Raw genomic sequence first — 17,846 nt, 5'->3', positions numbered from 1 at the left:
CGCGGGGTCAGCCCGAGACCATGATCGCCGCGGCGGTGATCATGCCGACGGCGCCGAGCAGCAGGAGCAGCGTCACCGCAGCGGCGAAGATCACCAGCCCGGTGCTGCGGCCGGTCCGGGCCAGCACGATCGCGACGACGCCGAGACCCGTGAGCATGAGCATCGCGACGGCGAACATCCAGGTGACGACCACGTTGACGAAGTTCGAACCGGTCGACCACTCCGATCCCAGCGGTTCCGCCGAGGCTGCGGCCACGAGACTCAGCGGTGCGAAGGCGAGTCCGAACAGCAGCAGCACCGACGACACCACCGCCGAAGCCGCGCGTCTGCCGCCACCAGGCGCCGGCGCCGCCGCGACAGCCGGTGAGGGCTGCGGGCGAACGACCGAATCCGTGGACATGGGTTCACCGTAGCGGGCTCGTTCGCGGCGCCGCCGCGCCTACACTGGACGCACGCTCCACCGCCGTCGATCGGAGCCCGCCGTGTCGTCACCCTGGTCGCCGCGCCGGGAGGTGTCGCCCGAGACCTCCCGTCTGCTGATCGAGCGCGCCCACGACGAGCTGGTCGCGGGCAACGCGGGCGACGATCGCCTGCGCGACGTGCGCACCCTGGTGCGGGAGTCGTGGCGCCGCTCGCTCGACAGCTTCGTGGGCGCCGAGGCGCTGCCCCCGCTGGACCTCACCGCCGACGAGCTCGAGGCCTACCGGCGCGCCCATCCGCTCTCCGCCGTCATCGACATGGTGCGCGGCCTCCTGCTGCCGGGCGAGGCCTCGGAGTCGGGCGTGGTCGTGGCGGTGGGCGATGCGGCCGGCCGGCTGCTGTGGATCGAGGGCGACCGCGATGTGCGACGGCTGACGGGCGACATGGGCTTCGTCGAGGGCGCGAACTGGTCGGAGGACGCCGTCGGCACCGCCGCACCGGGCACCGCCATCGCCCTGGATCGATCGGTGCAGATCCACGGCGCCGAGCATTTCAACCGGCTCGTGCAGCCGTGGTCGTGCACGGCAGCGCCGGTGCGCGACCCCGAGACGCGCCGGATCCTCGGCGTGATCGACGTGACCGGAGGGTCGGAGGCCGTCACGCCGCAGGCCCAGCTGCTGGTGGATGCCACGGCCCGCGCGATCGAGGGAGAGCTGCTGGTCTCGCGGCTCCGCGCCCGCGCCGCGCCACCGGCGGCTCGGCGTGCCCCCGCGCGGCGCGTCGAACCCACGCGGGCGACGCTGCGGGTGCTCGGCCGCGACCGGGCGCAGCTGGAGGTGGTGAGCGCCGAGACCGAGACCATCACCGAGATCGGGCCGCGGCACGCCGAGCTTCTGCTCATGCTCGCCGTGCATCGGCAGGGACTGTCGGCGGAGCGGCTCGGCGACCTGGTGTACGGCGAAGCGGCCGGCGAGGCGGCGGCCGTCACCCTTCGCGCCGAGATGGTGCGGCTGCGCAAGGCGCTCGCGACGGCGGCTCCCGCCCTGGTCCCGGAGTCCCGGCCGTACCGGCTGGGCGTCGAGGTCGAGACCGACGCGCAGCAGGTGCTGTCGCTGCTGGATCGAGGGGCCCACCGTGTGGCCCTCGCCGCCTACCGCGGCGACGTGCTGCCCGACTCCGTCGCGCCCGGCGTGGAGGAGCTGCGCGACACCGTCCGCACCGCGCTGCGAGAGGGGCTGATGGCAGAGGCATCCGTCGATGTGCTGCTCGCGTTCGCCGAGACGGATGCCGGCGCCCGCGATCATGAACTCCTGCGGCTGTGCCTGTCGATGCTGCCGCCGCGGTCGCCGCGACGGGCGGGCCTGGTCGCCCGGATCGAGCGGCTCGAGACCGATCTCTGATCACGGACCGGATCTGTCCGCATTCGGCGGGAAGGTGGTCCCACCACAGAGAGGGATGACCATGCTCAACGGTTTCGCCACCCAGAACGTCTACTCCGCCGACCTCGACGCCGCGGCCGACTGGTACGCCGACGTGTTCGGCATCGACCCGTACTTCCGCCGCGCCGGGTACGTCGAGTTCCGCGTCGGACCTTATGAGCACGAGTTCGGCATCATCGACGCGGCCTACCGCCCCGACGCGCCGACGGCACCGGGCGGACCGATCCTCTATTGGCAGGTCGACGACGTCAGCGCCGCGCATGAGGCGCTGCTGGCCAAGGGGGCGTCGCCCTTCCAGCCGGTGATCACGCGCGGTGAGGGCTTCGTGACGGCATCCGTCGTCGACCCGTTCGGCAACCTCCTCGGCGTCATGGAGAACGCCCACTTCGTGGCCACGCGCGACCGCCTCGGCGCCTGACGCGCACCGCCTGCGGCCCCGCAACGTTCTGCAACGTCGCGGGGCCTACCTTCGACCCATCGCGACGACGACCGTCGCGGACAGCGTCGAAGGAGACCAGCAATGACCATCGTCGAAGAGGGCGTCTCGAGCGTCTACGCCGCACCCGGGCAGCGAGGATCGATCGCCGACTACCGTCCCCGCTACGGCCACTACATCGGCGGCGAGTTCGTCGAGCCGATCGAGGGTCAGTACTTCGAGAACATCTCGCCTGTCACGGGCAAGCCCTTCACCGAGGTCGGCCGCGGGACCGCCGAGGACGTCGACCGCGCGGTGGATGTCGCGTGGAAGGCCTTCGAATCCTGGAAGCGCACGACGCCCGCCGAGCGCGCCGTCATCCTCAACAGGATCGCCGACCGCATCGAGCAGAACCTCGAGCGGATCGCCGTCGCCGAGACGTGGGAGAACGGCAAGCCCGTCCGCGAGACGCTGGCCGCCGACATCCCGCTCGCCGTCGACCACTTCCGCTACTTCGCGGGCGTGCTGCGCGGCCAGGAGGGCTCGCTCAGCCAGCTCGACGAAGACACCGTGGCCTACCACTTCCACGAGCCGCTGGGCGTGGTCGGGCAGATCATCCCGTGGAACTTCCCCATCCTCATGGCCACGTGGAAGCTCGCCCCGGCCCTCGCGGCCGGCAACTGCGTCGTGCTCAAGCCCGCCGAGCAGACGCCCGCGTCGATCCTGTTCCTGTTCGAGATCATCGGCGATCTGCTGCCGGCCGGCGTCGTCAACATCGTCAACGGCTTCGGCATCGAGGCGGGCGCGCCGCTCGCGCAGCACAAGCGCATCCGGAAGGTCGCGTTCACGGGTGAGACCACGACCGGCCGCCTCATCATGCAGTACGCGTCGCAGAACCTCATCCCGGTGACCCTCGAGCTCGGCGGCAAGAGCGCGAACGTCTTCTTCGAGGACGTCGCGCGCGACACCGGCGACGCCTACTACGACAAGGCGCTCGAGGGCTTCACGCTGTTCGCCCTCAACCAGGGCGAGGTGTGCACGTGCCCCTCGCGGGCGCTCATCCAGCGCTCGATCTACGACGGCTTCCTCGGCGACGCCCTGGGCCGCGTGGGCAAGATCGTGCAGGGCAACCCGCTGGATCCTGCCACGATGATCGGCGCGCAGGCGTCCAACGACCAACTCGAGAAGATCCTCAGCTACATCGAGATCGGCAAGGCGGGCGGCGCGAAGCTGCTCGCCGGCGGGGAGCGCGTGGACCTCGGCGGCGACCTGTCGGGCGGCTACTACGTCGCGCCGACGGTGTTCGAGGGCACGAACGACATGCGCATCTTCCAGGAGGAGATCTTCGGGCCGGTCGTCTCGGTCACCTCGTTCGACGACTTCGACGACGCCATCTCCATCGCCAACGACACGCTCTACGGCCTCGGCGCGGGGGTCTGGAGTCGCTCCGGCGACACCGCCTACCGCGCCGGCCGCGCGATCGAGGCCGGTCGCGTCTGGACGAACACGTACCACCAGTACCCCGCGCACGCGGCGTTCGGCGGCTACAAGCAGTCCGGCATCGGCCGGGAGAACCACCTCAAGATGCTCGACCACTACCAGCAGACCAAGAACCTGCTGGTGTCGTATGCCGACGGAGCCATGGGCTTCTTCTGAGTCGGCGCCGGCCGGTCGCGCCTCCGGGGGGCGGCGCGACCGGCATCCCCGACCCGGGTGGAGCGGTCCCCAGACTCTCCGCCCGGGTCATCCTCTTCCTTCTGCAGAGACCGAGGCGAACCCGATGGCCGAGACCGGCACCCACTCCCGTGTGGCGGTGACGGATGCCGCGGCATCCCTCCTGCGACAGCTCACCGCCCAGCACGGCCCGCTGATGTTCCACCAGTCGGGCGGATGCTGCGACGGCAGCGCGCCGATGTGCTTCCCGGTCGGGATGTTCGTCGTCGGCCCCGCGGACGTGCGGCTCGGCGACCTCGACGCCGGGCTCGACGAGCCGATCGAGGTGTACATGTCGCAGGCGCAGTTCGAGTACTGGAAGTACACGCACCTCACGATCGACGTGGTCGCGGGGCGTGGGGCGGGGTTCAGCGTCGAGGGTCCGACCGGGAGCCGTTTCATCATCCGCAGCCGCATGCTGGACGAGTCCGAGCTCGCGCATTTCGGCCTCGGATCGGGCCTCTCGGGTGGCAGTTCGACAAGCTGAGCGACCGCGGAAGCGGCATCCGGCATCATCGCGCGCGGGTTTCAGTCTGGTTACGAATCCTTCACTGGATTGCCGTATCGCCGGGTCGGAGACAAGATAGCCAGCAACCGCGACCACCTGACGCGGACGGACACCACTACGCAGAGGTAGCACTATGTCACTGCACCACACCACGCGCGGGCGCGTCGGTCTCGCGATCGGGGCCTTCGGCGCCTCGGCACTCCTCCTCGCCGGTTGCGCCGGCGGTGGCGGCGGCAACGGCGGGTCCACGGACGGTGCCTCGGGCGAGCCCATCATCGTCGGCACCACCGACAAGGTCACCACGCTCGACCCCGCCGGCTCGTACGACAACGGCTCGCTCGCGGTGCAGACCCAGGTGTTCCCGTACCTCGTCAACACCGACTACAACAGCACCGAGGTCGTTCCCGACCTCGCAGAGTCGGCGGAATTCACCTCGCCGACCGAGTACACGGTGAAGCTGCCCGAAGGCCTCAAGTGGGCCAACGGCAACGACCTCACCTCGGCGGACGTCAAGTTCTCGTTCGACCGCAACGTGAAGATCGCCGACCCGAACGGCGCCTCGAGCCTGCTCTACAACCTCGACAGCGTCGAGGCCCCCGACGACACCACTGTCGTGTTCCACCTCAAGACGGCGAACGACCAGGTCTTCCCGTTCATCCTGACGAGCTTCCCGGGCGCGATCGTCGACGACGAGGTCTTCTCGCCCGACGCCGTCACGCCCGACCAGGACATCGTCGACGCGAACGCGTTCGGCGGCCCGTACGCGATCACGTCGTGGGACTTCAACAAGACCGTCGAGTTCACGCCCAACGAGAACTACAAGGGTCTGCTGGACGCCCCCGCCAACAGCGGCGTCATCCTGAGCTACTTCGCCGAGTCGTCGAACCTCAAGCTCGCGGTGCAGCAGGGTGACATCGACGTGGCGTACCGCAGCCTCTCGGCGACCGACGTCGACGACCTGAGCGGCAACAAGGACGTCCAGGTCATCAACGGCCCCGGCGGCGAGATCCGCTACATCGTGTTCAACTTCAACACGCAGCCGTACGGCGCGACGACCCCCGAGGCCGACCCGGCCAAGGCGCTCGCCGTCCGCCAGGCAGTGGCCGACCTCGTCGACCGCGAAGCGATCGCGACGCAGGTCTACAAGGGCACCTACACCCCGCTGTACTCGTACGTCCCCGAGGGCTTCGCCGGCGCCACCGATGCGCTGAAGGGCCTCTACGGCGACGGCAGCGGCGGTCCCGACGCCGACAAGGCGAAGGCGACCCTCGAGGCCGCCGGCGTGCAGACGCCCGTCGCGCTCAGCCTGCAGTACAGCCCCGACCACTACGGCCCCTCGTCCGGCGACGAGTACGCCCTGGTCAAGTCGCAGCTCGAGGAGAGCGGCCTGTTCACCGTCGACCTCAAGTCGACCGAGTGGGTGCAGTACTCGAAGGACCGCACCTCGGACGTCTACCCCGCCTACCAGCTGGGCTGGTTCCCGGATTACTCCGACGCCGACAACTACCTGACGCCGTTCTTCCTGACGAAGAACTTCCTGGGCAACCACTTCAGCGACCCGCAGACCGAGGAGCTCATCCTCCAGCAGGCCGTCGAGACCGACCCGGCGAAGCGCACGCAGGAGATCGAGGACATCCAGGGGCGCGTGGCCGAGCTGCTCTCGACCGTGCCGCTGCTGCAGGGTGCCCAGGTCGCCGTCGCCGGAACGGACGTGAACGGCGTCACCCTCGACGCGTCGTTCAAGTTCCGCTTCGCTCCGGTCACGAAGTAGCGAAAGATGATCGATGGGGCGGCCCGAACCCCGGGCCGCCCCATCGGCATTCGCCACCTCGGCAGTACGAACAGTTAGGCCCACGATGACGAGCGACGTCGCCGCATCCATCGATCAGCCGCCGGCCATGCTGGCGCGCCGCCGCCCCGCCTCGGGGGGCACCCTCGGCCGCTACCTCCTGGTGCGGTTCCTTCTGATCTTCCCGACCGTGCTCATCCTGGTGACGCTGGTCTTCTTCCTCATCCGCCTCACCGGCGACCCGATCACCGCCGCCCTCGGCGGACGCCTCCCCGCCGACCAGCTGCAGGAGCGCATCCACGAGGCCGGGTACGACCGGCCTGTACTCGTGCAGTACGTCGAGTACATCGGCCAGGTGCTCACCGGAAACTTCGGCACCACGATCACCGACAACCAACCGGTGACGCAGGTGCTGCTCACCTACGGCGCCGCGACCTTCGAACTCGTCACCTACGCCTTCCTCATCGCGTTCGTCGTCGGCATCCCCCTCGGCATGGTGGCCGCCGCGAAGCGCGAGAAGGCGACGGATGCCGGACTCCGCGTGGGCGCCATCCTCTTCTACGCGACACCCGTGTTCTTCTCGGGCCTGCTCGCCAAGCTCGTGTTCTCGGTGTGGCTCGGCTGGTTCCCGGTGTCGGGCCGCGCGAGCGTGCGCACCGAGATCGCGCTGACGCGCGAGGGTGGCACGGGCTTCTACCTGATCGACGCGATCAGGTCCGGCAATCCCGCGTACGTGCAGGACGTGCTGCTGCACGCGTTCCTCCCGTCGATGGTGCTGGGTCTGCTGACCGCGAGCGTCTTCCTGCGACTGGTGCGCACGAACGTCATCGGCACGCACAACATGCCGTACATCGACGCGGCACGCTCCCGCGGAGTGAGCGAGTACCGCCTGGTGCGTCGCCACGCCTACAAGCCGGCGCTGATCCCGATCGTCACCGTGATCGGTCTTCAGATCGCCCTTCTCCTGGGTGGCGCCATCCTCACCGAGACGACCTTCGAATGGCAGGGCATCGGCTTCCAGCTGGGCGAGTACCTGAAGTCCCGCGACTTCGTCGCGATCCAGGGAATCGTCGCCATGATCGCGATCCTCGTCGCCCTGACGAACTTCATCGTCGACGTGATAGCCGCGTTCCTGGACCCGAGGGTGAGGTACTGACATGGCCAAGGCTCGTCTCCTCGACCGCGTCCCGGTCGTGCACCAGCTGCGACAGAGCGTCGGCCTCCAGCGAGGGATGCTCGTGGCCGGCCTGGTGCTCACCGCTCTCTTCGTCGTCTTCGCGGTCTTCGCGCAGTGGATCGCACCGTACGGCTTCAACCAGCTGCGCGACGCGCAGGGCAACTTCGGCTCCACCCAGCCGCCGAGTGCCGAGCACTGGCTGGGCACGACCGTGGGCGGGTACGACGTGCTCTCGCGCACCATCTGGGGAGCGCAGACCGCGATCCTCGTCGTGATCGTCGCTCTCCTGCTTTCGGTGATCGTCGGCATCCTGCTCGGACTCGTCTCGGGGTACCTGGGCGGGTGGGTCGACCGCACGCTCGTGGTCATCGCCGACGCGATCTACGCCTTCCCGACGCTGCTGCTGGCGATCGTCGTCGCCATCGCGATCAGCGGTGGGCAGTCGGGCCTGTGGCCGGGGATCATGGCTGCGGCGGTGTCGATCACGGTCGTGTTCATTCCGCAGTACTTCCGTGTGGTCCGTGCCGAGGTGGTGCGCATCAAGGCCGAGGCGTTCGTCGAGTCGGCGAAGGTGATCGGCGCGCCGACCTCGCGGATCATGTTCGTGCACGTGCTGCGCAACGCGACCCGCACTCTGCCGCTGATCGTGACGCTCAACGCGTCGGAGGCGATCGCGACCCTCGCCGCGCTGGGCTTCCTCGGCTTCGGCATCGAGCCGTCGGCCGCCGCCGAGTGGGGCTACGACCTGCAGCGCTCGATCAGCGATGTGGCGGCCGGGATCTGGTGGACGGCGATCCCACCCGGCATCGCGATCGTGCTGGCCATCCTCGGCATGACGCTCATCGGCGAGAGCCTCAACGACCTCGCCGACCCGCGCCTGCGCGCCCGACGTCGTGCGACGAACCAGACACCGGCCGATGCGGTCGCGGCGAGCCAGCCCGCGTCGCGCGAGTTCATGGGAGAGGTGGAGTGATGTCTTCTGCGGCTCCCGCATCCGACGACGTCGCGGTCGACATCCGCGATCTCACGGTCACGTTCGCCAGCGACGGCGGTGACGTCCATGCCGTCCGGGGCGTGACCCTCGACGTGCGACGCGGAGAGGTGCTCGCCATCGTGGGAGAGTCCGGCAGCGGCAAGACCGTCACCGCTCGCACGATCCTCGGGCTCCTCCCCGACACCGCGGTCATGAACGGTGCGGTGGTCCTCGACGGCACCGAGATCGTCGGCCTCGACAAGAAGGAGCTCCGCGAGGTGCGCGGCTCGAAGGCCGCGATGATCTTCCAGGAGCCCTCGACCGCACTGAACCCGGTGTACACCGTGGGCTGGCAGCTCGCCGAGGGGCTGCGGGCGCACGGCAAGTACACCAAGTCCCAGGCGAAGGCGCGCGCGATCGAGATGCTGGGCAGGGTCGGCATCCCAGATCCCCAGCGCCGTGTCGACGACTACCCGCACCAGTTCTCGGGAGGGCAGAAGCAGCGCATCGTCATCGCGATGGCGCTCGCCCTCGAGCCGACGGTGATCATCGCCGACGAGCCGACGACGGCGCTCGACGTGACGGTGCAGGCCGAGATCCTCGACCTGCTGCGCAAGCTTCGCGATGAAGACGGGACGGCCATCGCGCTCATCACCCACAACATGGGGGTGGTCGCCGACCTCGCCGATCGCGTCGCGGTGATGTACAACGGCGAGATCGTCGAGACGGCGCCCGCGCGCGACCTGTTCGCGGCGCCACAGCACGAGTACACGCGCAAGCTGCTGGCCGCGGTGCCGCGGCTCGAGATCGTCGATCGCCGCCTGCCGGAGCCGGAGACCCCGGTCGAGCCGGTGGTGAAGGCGGACGAGCTCGTCATCGAGTACGGCGGCCGTTTCGGCCGTTCCGCCTTCCGCGCCGTGGACCGGGTGAGCTTCACGATCGCGCCGGGCGAGGTGCTGGGCCTGGTCGGCGAGAGCGGCTCGGGCAAGACGACGATCGGTCGCGCGATCGCCGGCCTCACCCCCGTCGCCGGCGGATCGCTCCGGGTGCTGGGCACCGAGATGCTCGGCGTGAAGGAGCGCGAGTTCCGTCGGCGCCGCAACGAGCTCGGGTTCGTCTTCCAGGACCCCGCGACGAGCTTCAACCCGCTGCTGACCATCGCCCGCAACGTCGCCGAGCCCCTCATCGTCCACGGCGGGCACATGGGGCCGGACGCGGTGCAGGCGAAGGTCGACGAGCTGCTCGAGGCGGTGCAGCTGCCGAAGTCGTACGGCGAGCGGTTCCCGCACGAGCTGTCGGGCGGTCAGCGGCAGCGTGCGTCGCTGGCCCGGGCGCTGGCGCTGGACCCGAAGCTGCTCATCGCCGACGAGCCGACGAGCGCGCTGGACGTCTCGGTGCAGGCGCGCGTGCTCGAGCTGTTCGGCGAGCTGCAGCAGCGCTTCGGCTTCGCGACGCTGTTCATCACGCACGACCTCGCGGTGGTCGACATTCTCGCGCACCACATCGTGGTGCTGCACCGCGGCACGATCGCCGAGGCGGGGCCGACGGCGCGTGTGCTGGGGGATCCGCAGGATCCCTACACCCGGCGGCTGATCGCGTCGCTGCCGGTGCCCGACCCCGACGAGCAGGCCGCGCGCCGCGCGGTGTGGGAGGCGACCCGCGAGGAGTGAGGCCACCGGCACCGGCCGGGCGTGATCGCCGGGCAGGATGCCGGGCCACGAATCGTCGACGCATGGTGCGCCGCGGGATCAGCCCGCGGCGCACCACGCGTCTCAGGCGCTGTCGCGGATGTCGCGTGCGAACCGCTGGGCGTGCGCGCGCAGAGTCTCGATGCGCCGCTGCCGCGCGGCCATCACGTCGAAGCCGAGGTACGCGGGCGGCATGGGACGCCGTGCGTTGGCCGAGCACTCGAACCTCTCGCACAGCAGGGTGCCGACGGTGTCGCCGTTGCGCCCGGCCTTGCCGGCGCGCTTGGCGCCGAACAGCACGACGTCGTTGGGCAGGGTGACGTCTTCGCACCACGAGCACTGCGCGCGGGCGCGGGTGCGCTGCTCGGTCTGGCGCAGCAGGATGCCGACTGGCTCGTCGTCGACCGGCACCACGATGAAGCCCGCGAGGGGCTGCTTGGGGTCGCGCCAGCCGAAGTAGTCGAGGCCGTCCCAGTCGACGGCGGCGAGGTCGGCGGGCACGACGAGGGAGTTGCGTTCGCGCAGGGAGGCGTTGACGAAGGACGCGCGGATGTCCTTCTCGGTGAATGCGTGCATGATTCCTTGATTCACGAAGGGTCGCCGAGAGGCGAAAGAGGGATGCCGCAGACCGGCGGTCCGCGGAGAATCGGGCGGCGTCGCTGCGGGCCTCAGGCCCGGCGGCGCGCGCGGCTACCTCCGCTCGGCGCTGAGCGCGCCGAGGACCCCCTCACGCCCGCGGGGCGTCGTGAACGTCGAATGCACGGGCACAGCATACGCCCGGCACCCGAGACGTGACCGTGACCGTGGGCATGGCCCAGGGCGGGGGTCAGCGCGAGAGCAGGCCGAAGGCGCCCGTCTGCGTCAGGATCCAGAACACCACGAGCGCGCCGCCCACGACGATCGGCAGCCACGGCACACGCTGGCGCAGGCGGCGGCCCTGCGCCGCGACGCCCGGCGGCGGGCGCAGCGCATCCAGCGGCGGGGTGAACGGGACGACGGATGCCGCGCCGCCGGCGTCGCGGGCGACCACAGGCGAACCCGCACCGAGCGCGGCGGCATCCACCGCGGCCAGCCGGTCGTCGCGCCAGCGGGACCACTGTGCGAACTTGTCGAGCAGGGCCCCGACGGCCGAGAACAGCCACGCCCACGTCTGCGGGTCGAGGGTGGAGAAGTCGCGCCGCGCGTAGAGGAACAGCCAGTCGTCGACGATCTCGACGTCCAGCGCCGCGGCGTTGTCGATGAAGCGCGCCATGATGTCGGGCGTGAACAGGTACAGCGCGTCGCGCTCGTAGTCGGCGGGGCAGTACAGCGCGAAGTGGCGGTCGAAGTCGCCCTCGAGGCTCAGACGCTGGTCCTTGCCGAAGGTGAGCGGCAGGTTCGAGCCGAACAGGCTGTCGTTGCTGGTCGCGTCGAGCACGATGTGCGGCAGCGGCGCGTCGAGCTTGACGGCGACGTAGCCCCAGTGGTGGGTCTGCCGGTTCTTGCCCGATCCGGTCGTGTAGCGGTAGTTCGCGAACTCGACGAACCGGGGCCGGTCGCCGCGGACCAGGTCGACCGCGTGCCGGGAGCTTCCGAGCGAGAAGATCATGCCCGGAAGCGGCGGGTCCTCGAGCCGGGGCAGGTAGCCCATGCCGTTCGCGCGCGCGAACCCGTCGAGGCGGTACATGCGCTCGTCGCCGCTGCGCGCGCCGCGCACGAACAGCGTGATGGCGACGGCGGCGATGATGCCCACGACCAGCAGCGGGAGGATCGCGAACACCAGTCCGCCCGCCGCGTCGCCGCCCTCGCTGAGCGCGCTCAGCGCGACCGGGATGATCATGGCCGATACCGACCCGAACACCAGCAGCACGGCCAACGCGACGAACACCACGATCAGGACGGCGCCGATGGACGTTCCCTGCAGGCGCCCGGTGCGGCGCAGCTCCTGAACGAACGCGCGTGCGACGCCGGGCGCGACCGGCTCCACGAGCGGCCGGGCGTCGAACGCGGACGAGGGTGCGGGGCCGGGGACGACGCGGGAATCGCTCACCCGACCACGGTACTCGGGCAAGATCGAGGGGACGCGAGGAGGCGCCATGACCGACACCCCCAGGGACCCCGACGACCTCGATGCGCTGCGCGCGGCATCCGATGTCCTCGGCATCGACGGGATGCTGAGCGCCCAGGAGCGGGCCACCCGCGACCGCGTGCGCGCCTTCGTCGACAGCGAGATCCGCCCGTACATCGCCGACTGGTTCGATCGCGCCCACTTCCCCGTCGAGCTCGCTCCCGCCTTCGGGCGCCTGGGCGTGCTCGGCATGCACCTCGAGGGGTACGGATGCCCCGGACGCAGCGCCGTCGAGTACGGCCTGGCCGCGCTCGAGCTCGAGGCCGGCGACTCGGGCCTGCGCACCTTCGTGTCGGTGCAGGGGTCGCTCGCGATGGGGTCGATCCATCGCTGGGGCAGCGAGGAGCAGAAGCGGCAGTGGCTTCCGCCGATGGCGGCGGGCGAGGCGATCGGCAGCTTCGGGCTCACCGAGCCGACCGCCGGGTCCGATCCGTCGAGCATGAAGACCTTCGCCCGCCGGGACGGCTCCGACTGGGTCATCTCGGGTGCGAAGCGCTGGATCGGGCTCGCCTCGATCGCGCAGCTGACGGTCGTGTGGGCCCAGACCGACGAGGGCGTCCGCGGCTTCATCGTGCCGACGGGCACACCGGGCTTCGAGGTCGGCGTGCTCGAGCCGAAGGGGTCGATGCGCGCGTCGATCCAGACCGAGCTGCGCTTCGACGACGTGCGGGTGCCGGCATCCGCTCTCCTTCCCGGGGCGAGGGGACTGCGTGGTCCCTTCTCGGCGCTCAACGAGGCCCGTTACGGGATCGTGTGGGGCGCGCTGGGCGCCGCGCGCGACAGCTACGAGGTCGCGCTGCGCCACGCGCTGCGGCGCGAGCAGTTCGGCAGGCCGATCGCCGGCTTCCAGCTCACGCAGCGCAAGCTCGTCGACATGGTCGTGGAGCTGCAGAAGGGCGCGCTGGTGGCGCTGCAGATCGGGCGGGCGAAGGATGCCGGCACCCTGACGCCGACGCAGATCTCCCTCGGCAAGCTCAACAACGTGCGCGAGGCGATCGAGATCGCACGGGAGGCGCGCACGATCCTCGGCGGCGACGGCGTGCTCCTGGAGAACTCGCCGATCCGTCACGCCGCGAACCTCGAGTCGGTGCGCACCTACGAGGGCACCGACGAGGTGCACACGCTCGTGCTCGGCCAGCATCTGACCGGGCTCGGGGCGTTCCGATGACAGCCGCCCCGGATGCGCAGGGTCCCTTGGCGGGGCTCATCGTCGCCGACTTCTCGCGTGTGCTCGCCGGGCCGTACTGCACGATGCTGCTGGCCGACCTCGGTGCGACGGTCGTCAAGGTCGAGAGCCCCGCCGGCGACGAGACGCGCCACTGGATGCCGCCCTCCCGCGACGGTGACGCCACCTACTACCTGTCGGTGAACCGCGGCAAGCGTGCGATCACGCTGGACTTCGACGATCCCGAGGACCTCGGGATCGCGCACGCGCTCGCCCGGCGCGCGGACGTCGTTATCGAGAACTTCAAGCCCGGGGGCCTCGCGCGGTTCGGGCTCGACTACGACGCGGTGCGCGCCGCGAACCCGGGCGTCGTGTACGTGTCGATCACCGGGTTCGGCGCCGACTCCGCACTGCCCGGGTACGACGTGCTCGCCCAGGCGCTGTCGGGACTGATGAGCGTGACGGGGTCGCCCGACGGCGACCCCGCCAAGGCGGGAGTGGCGATCGTCGACGTCGTGACCGGCCTGCACGCGGGCATCGGTGCGCTCGCCGCACTGCGCCACCGCGACGTCACCGGCGAGGGGCAGCACGTCGAGGTCGACCTGCTGTCGTCGGCGCTGTCGGCGCTCGTGAACCAGTCCGGCGCGTACGCGCTGGCCGGCGTGGTGCCGCAGCGGCTCGGCAACGACCACCCGAGCATCTTCCCGTACGGCCCCTTCCCCACCGCCGACGGTGAGCTGGTGCTCGCGGTCGGCAACGACGGCCAGTTCCGGCGGCTGTGCGAGGTGCTCGGCATCCCGGATGCCGCCGCCGACGCCCGCTTCGCCCGCGCGGCCGACCGCAGCTCCGCCCGCGACGAGCTGCGACCGCTGATCGTCGCAGCCCTCGTCGCGCGTTCCGCCGCCGAATGGGAGGCGCTGCTCGGCGCCGCCGGCGTGCCCTGCGCCCCGATCCTCGGCGTGGACGCCGCGTTCGACCGTGCCCGGGCGCTGGGCCTGGACCCCGTCGCCCACGCCGGCGTCGAGCGGATGCCGGGGGTTCGGCATCCGATCTCGCTCTCCGCAACGCCGCCCTCGTACCCGCTCGCACCACCGGCGCCCGACGCCGACCGGGCGTGGGTTCGGCGCCTGCTCGGGCATCCGCTACCATAGGAGGGTTGTCCGCACGCGTTCTATGCGCGGTGAGTCGGATGACGTGCAACACACCCTCCTGCTGCCGGGAAATGCCCGACAGCCGTTCTAGTCCGAAGGAGGTGGGTTAGTGACGCACCAGTACGAGCTCATGGTCATCCTGAACCCCGAGATCGACGAGCGCCAGGTCGGCGCCAACCTCGACAAGTTCCTGAAGGTCATCACGACCGACGGCGGCACCATCGAGAACATCGACATCTGGGGCAAGCGCCGTCTTGCTTACGAGATCCAGAAGAAGAACGAGGGCATCTACGCCGTCGTCAACTTCACCGCGACCGCCGAGACCACGCAGGAACTCGACCGCCAGCTGAACCTGAGCGAGCAGATCATGCGCACCAAGGTCCTGCGCGCCGAGGAAGCGATCGCGATGATCGCCTCCGAGAAGCAGCGCGCCGACGAGCGCGCCGCCCGCAAGACCGCCAAGGCTGCGAAGGCGTAAGGCAGATGGCCGGCGAGACGATCATCACCGTCGTGGGAAACCTCACGGCTGATCCCGAACTGCGGTACACGCAGAACGGCCTCCCCGTCGCGAACTTCACGATCGCGTCGACGCCTCGCAACTTCGATCGTCAGGCGAACGAGTGGAAGGACGGCGAAGCGCTGTTCCTCCGCGCGAGCGTGTGGCGCGAGTTCGCCGAGCACGTGGCCGGCTCGCTGACCAAGGGCATGCGGGTCATCGCGACCGGCCGCCTCAAGCAGCGCAGCTACCAGGACCGCGAGGGCAACAACCGCACCGCGATCGAGCTCGAGGTCGACGAGATCGGCCCGTCGCTGCGCTACGCGACCGCACAGGTCACGCGCGCCGCAGGCGGCTCGGGCGGCGGCGGCGGCAACTTCGGCGGTGGCGGCCAGTCCCGTCCGGCGCAGGTCGCCGACGAGCCGTGGTCGACGCCCGGTTCGTCGAACGCCGGCGGTGGCGACGCATGGGCTGCCCCTGGCGCCTACGGCGACGACACCCCGTTCTGATCTCAGAAGCAGATTCCGGATGCCTGAACACGAGGCATCCGATCATCAATACGTAAAGGAAACACCATGGCTGGAAAGGCAACCGGCGACCGCCGGAAGCCGCGGAAGGGCGCGAAGAACGCGGCCCCCGCGAAGGCGATCCGTGTCGGTCTCATCGACTACAAGGACGTCGCAACGCTTCGCAAGTTCATCTCGGAGCGCGGCAAGATCCGCGCCCGTCGTATCACCGGTGTCTCGGTGCAGGAGCAGCGTCTGATCGCCAAGGCGATCAAGAACGCGCGCGAAATGGCGCTCCTGCCTTACGCCGGCGCTGGCCGCTAAGGAGTACCCACATGGCAAAGCTCATTCTCACGAACGAGGTCGCCGGGCTCGGTAGCGCCGGTGACGTGGTCGAGGTCAAGAACGGGTACGCCCGTAACTACCTCATCCCCCAGGGCTTCGCGGTCGCGTGGACCCGCGGTGGCGAGAAGCAGGTGGCGTCGATCCGCGCCGCTCGCGAGGCGCGCGCGATCCACGACCACGAAGAGGCTGTGGCGCTCAAGAACGCCCTCGAGACCAACAAGGTCCGCCTGGCCGTCAAGGCCGGCGCCGAGGGTCGCCTGTTCGGCGCCGTCAAGACGGTGGACGTGGCCGAGGCCGTCAAGGCCGCGGGTCTCGGTGACCTCGACAAGCGCAAGATCCACATCACCTCCCCGATCAAGTCGGTGGGCGAGCACGAGGCGACGATCCGCCTCCGCGACGACCTCACCGCCGTGATCACGCTGCAGGTGGTCGCCGCCAAGTAATCCTCCGGGATACGGCGAAACGGATGCCGCGGACCTACGGGTCCGCGGCATCCGTCGTCGGACCGGCGGTTCGCCGGGTCAGAAGATCCAGTTCGCGCCCGCGGAGACCGGCCACGACCACGCCGCCGAGGCCGCGCGCAGTGCTTCGGGAGAGCGGACCTCGACGAGACCGGCCTGGGCGAGCCCTGCGAGAGTGATCGAGCCGAGGTGCGCGGCGCCGAGTTCGCGTACGTCGAGCACGAGGTCGGGCTCGGCGTCGGTGCGCGTCACCTCGGCGTGCTCCCACGCTCCCGCGTGCACCCGCCACCGGCCCCCGTTCGCGGGGAGCATCGCGTCGGCCACCTCGAGCACGACGTCGACGTCGGCCGCGTACCGCCGCTGGCCGAGCGCGGCGGGGAGGTCCACGATGCGGATCCAGCTGTTGTCCTGGTAGTCGGGGACGGCAGGGCGGATGTCGACGAGCAGCGTCACGATCGGGTCGTCCAGCGGCAGGTTGGCGATCTGCACGCGGGTGCTCAGGTCGAGGTCGAGCAGCACCGACCACATGCGGTGGGCAGCGGCAGGAGTGAGCGCGACTGCTTCGCGCACGTGCACGGTGCCTTCGGCGCCGGCCCGCTCCCACGACATCGTGCGCCGGAACGTCGCGAAGGCCACTGCTTCGCCGTTCTCGTCGCGCACGAGCAGCAGTCGCAGGGCCTCCTTGCCGCCGCGCAGGGCCGCCGCGTCGGTGTCGCGCGACGCGCGCAGCTCCGGCGTCTCGCGCGTAGCCCATCCGGGCCGCCCGAGCCCGGCGGGCAGCCGCGCATAGTCGCGATGGATGCCGGCCACGGCGTCGCCGTGGACCGCGGCATCCCACGACTCCAGCGTCACCTCGAGGTCGGCCGAACCCGGCACCGGGCGCAGCGCCGCCCCGCGGGGGATCGTCATGTTCAGCTGCGTCGAGGCCATGCCGTAGCCGAAGCGGCCGTAGATCGGGGTCTCGGCGGCCATCAGGCCCGAGATCGCCTCGCCGTGCGCGAGGCAGTCGGCGAAGTGATGCTCCATCATCGCGCGGAGGATGCCGCGCCGGCGGTGGCCGGGATGCACGCCGACCCACGTCAGCCACCCGCACGAGACCTCGGCGCCGGGCACCGGGTACGACCGCAGCGGGTACGCGCCGTGGAAGCCGGCGAGCAGCCCCTCGTCCTCGTCGCGCGCGACCCCGTAGGTGCGGTCCCAGCTGAGGGGGCTCGGCAGCTCGCGCAGCTTCGCGACCGTCAGCTCGGTCGGGAACGCCCACACGTCCAGGCGCAGCACGTCGTCGAGGCGTTCGGATCCGACGGGAGCGAGGCGGTAGGGCTCGGGAAGCGGCATCCTTCCACTCTGTCGAGCGGGGATCGGCCGCGCAATCCGGGAGCACGGAACGGATGCCGCGAGCCCCCCGGGTCGCGGCATCCGCTCGGTGCATCCGCGTCGCGGTGTCCGGTCCAGGCAGGGCGGACGCGTGCGATCGCGGATCATCGGCCGTCTCG

The 17,846-nt window shown here is 70.4% G+C and carries 18 protein-coding genes; 14 read left to right on the top strand and 4 right to left on the bottom strand.

Features of this window, described 5'->3' with window-relative positions:
• Positions 1 to 7: 7 nt before the first annotated feature.
• Positions 8 to 400, bottom strand: coding sequence for a hypothetical protein (locus AC1DDU_RS06985; protein ID WP_477432436.1), 393 nt, complete (start codon positions 398 to 400; stop codon positions 8 to 10).
• Between the two features lie 82 nt (positions 401 to 482).
• Here AC1DDU_RS06985 and AC1DDU_RS06980 point away from each other — a divergent pair, with 82 nt between their 5' ends.
• The 8 genes from AC1DDU_RS06980 to AC1DDU_RS06945 all read left to right on the top strand — a co-directional run bounded on the left by AC1DDU_RS06980 (position 483) and on the right by AC1DDU_RS06945 (position 10,104).
• Positions 483 to 1,820, top strand: a complete 1,338-nt coding sequence (locus AC1DDU_RS06980) for a GAF domain-containing protein (RefSeq protein WP_477432434.1) — start codon at positions 483 to 485, stop codon at positions 1,818 to 1,820.
• A gap of 55 nt (positions 1,821 to 1,875) precedes the next feature.
• Positions 1,876 to 2,277, top strand: coding sequence for a VOC family protein (locus AC1DDU_RS06975; protein ID WP_477432432.1), 402 nt, complete (start codon positions 1,876 to 1,878; stop codon positions 2,275 to 2,277).
• Positions 2,278 to 2,379: 102 nt separating this feature from the next.
• Positions 2,380 to 3,930: an acetaldehyde dehydrogenase ExaC gene (gene exaC / locus AC1DDU_RS06970; RefSeq protein WP_477432430.1), complete on the top strand. Its 1,551-nt coding sequence runs from the start codon at positions 2,380 to 2,382 to the stop codon at positions 3,928 to 3,930.
• A gap of 124 nt (positions 3,931 to 4,054) precedes the next feature.
• Positions 4,055 to 4,474, top strand: a complete 420-nt coding sequence (locus tag AC1DDU_RS06965; protein WP_477432428.1) for a DUF779 domain-containing protein — start codon at positions 4,055 to 4,057, stop codon at positions 4,472 to 4,474.
• Positions 4,475 to 4,628: 154 nt separating this feature from the next.
• Positions 4,629 to 6,266 carry an ABC transporter substrate-binding protein gene (locus tag AC1DDU_RS06960; protein WP_477432427.1) on the top strand — a complete coding sequence of 546 codons (1,638 nt, stop codon included), beginning with the start codon at positions 4,629 to 4,631 and terminating at the stop codon, positions 6,264 to 6,266.
• A 127-nt stretch (positions 6,267 to 6,393) separates the two neighbouring features.
• Positions 6,394 to 7,440, top strand: coding sequence for an ABC transporter permease (locus AC1DDU_RS06955; protein ID WP_477433457.1), 1,047 nt, complete (start codon positions 6,394 to 6,396; stop codon positions 7,438 to 7,440).
• A gap of 1 nt (position 7,441) precedes the next feature.
• On the top strand, positions 7,442 to 8,434 hold the full coding sequence (locus tag AC1DDU_RS06950; RefSeq protein ID WP_477432425.1) for an ABC transporter permease: 993 nt from the start codon (positions 7,442 to 7,444) through the stop codon (positions 8,432 to 8,434).
• Positions 8,434 to 10,104: an ABC transporter ATP-binding protein gene (locus AC1DDU_RS06945; RefSeq protein ID WP_477432423.1), complete on the top strand. Its 1,671-nt coding sequence runs from the start codon at positions 8,434 to 8,436 to the stop codon at positions 10,102 to 10,104. Before AC1DDU_RS06950 ends, AC1DDU_RS06945 begins: the two co-directional genes overlap by 1 nt.
• A gap of 102 nt (positions 10,105 to 10,206) precedes the next feature.
• Here the strand turns inward: AC1DDU_RS06945 and AC1DDU_RS06940 are convergent, their stop codons facing one another.
• On the bottom strand, positions 10,207 to 10,698 hold the full coding sequence (locus AC1DDU_RS06940; protein ID WP_477432421.1) for an FBP domain-containing protein: 492 nt from the start codon (positions 10,696 to 10,698) through the stop codon (positions 10,207 to 10,209).
• Positions 10,699 to 10,948: 250 nt separating this feature from the next.
• Positions 10,949 to 12,151 (bottom strand): hypothetical protein, encoded by a 1,203-nt coding sequence (locus tag AC1DDU_RS06935; protein WP_477432420.1) that lies wholly within the window; start codon positions 12,149 to 12,151, stop codon positions 10,949 to 10,951.
• A gap of 46 nt (positions 12,152 to 12,197) precedes the next feature.
• Here AC1DDU_RS06935 and AC1DDU_RS06930 point away from each other — a divergent pair, with 46 nt between their 5' ends.
• The 6 genes from AC1DDU_RS06930 (at position 12,198) to rplI (ending at position 16,335) form a co-directional block, all read left to right on the top strand.
• Positions 12,198 to 13,397, top strand: a complete 1,200-nt coding sequence (locus AC1DDU_RS06930) for an acyl-CoA dehydrogenase family protein (protein WP_477432418.1) — start codon at positions 12,198 to 12,200, stop codon at positions 13,395 to 13,397.
• Positions 13,394 to 14,545: a CaiB/BaiF CoA transferase family protein gene (locus tag AC1DDU_RS06925; RefSeq protein WP_477432416.1), complete on the top strand. Its 1,152-nt coding sequence runs from the start codon at positions 13,394 to 13,396 to the stop codon at positions 14,543 to 14,545. Before AC1DDU_RS06930 ends, AC1DDU_RS06925 begins: the two co-directional genes overlap by 4 nt.
• A 109-nt stretch (positions 14,546 to 14,654) precedes the next feature.
• Positions 14,655 to 15,023 carry a 30S ribosomal protein S6 gene (gene rpsF / locus AC1DDU_RS06920; protein ID WP_018173635.1) on the top strand — a complete coding sequence of 123 codons (369 nt, stop codon included), beginning with the start codon at positions 14,655 to 14,657 and terminating at the stop codon, positions 15,021 to 15,023.
• Between the two features lie 5 nt (positions 15,024 to 15,028).
• Positions 15,029 to 15,550 (top strand): single-stranded DNA-binding protein, encoded by a 522-nt coding sequence (locus tag AC1DDU_RS06915; RefSeq protein WP_477432414.1) that lies wholly within the window; start codon positions 15,029 to 15,031, stop codon positions 15,548 to 15,550.
• 66 nt (positions 15,551 to 15,616) lie between these two features.
• The gene (gene rpsR, locus AC1DDU_RS06910) at positions 15,617 to 15,871 is read left to right on the top strand and encodes a 30S ribosomal protein S18 (RefSeq protein WP_045301896.1); all 255 of its coding nucleotides are present in this window, start codon (positions 15,617 to 15,619) and stop codon (positions 15,869 to 15,871) included.
• 11 nt (positions 15,872 to 15,882) lie between these two features.
• Positions 15,883 to 16,335 carry a 50S ribosomal protein L9 gene (gene rplI / locus AC1DDU_RS06905; RefSeq protein WP_477432412.1) on the top strand — a complete coding sequence of 151 codons (453 nt, stop codon included), beginning with the start codon at positions 15,883 to 15,885 and terminating at the stop codon, positions 16,333 to 16,335.
• Positions 16,336 to 16,413: 78 nt separating this feature from the next.
• Here rplI and AC1DDU_RS06900 read toward each other — a convergent pair whose 3' ends face one another.
• Entirely contained in the window at positions 16,414 to 17,688 is a 1,275-nt protein-coding gene (locus AC1DDU_RS06900; RefSeq protein ID WP_477432410.1) for a GNAT family N-acetyltransferase, read from the bottom strand.
• Positions 17,689 to 17,846: the final 158 nt, after the last annotated feature.

The organism is Microbacterium sp. 05T445 (assembly GCF_056395865.1).
Note: the sequence above shows the minus strand (reverse complement) of the source record. Positions and strands in the feature narration are given on the sequence as shown.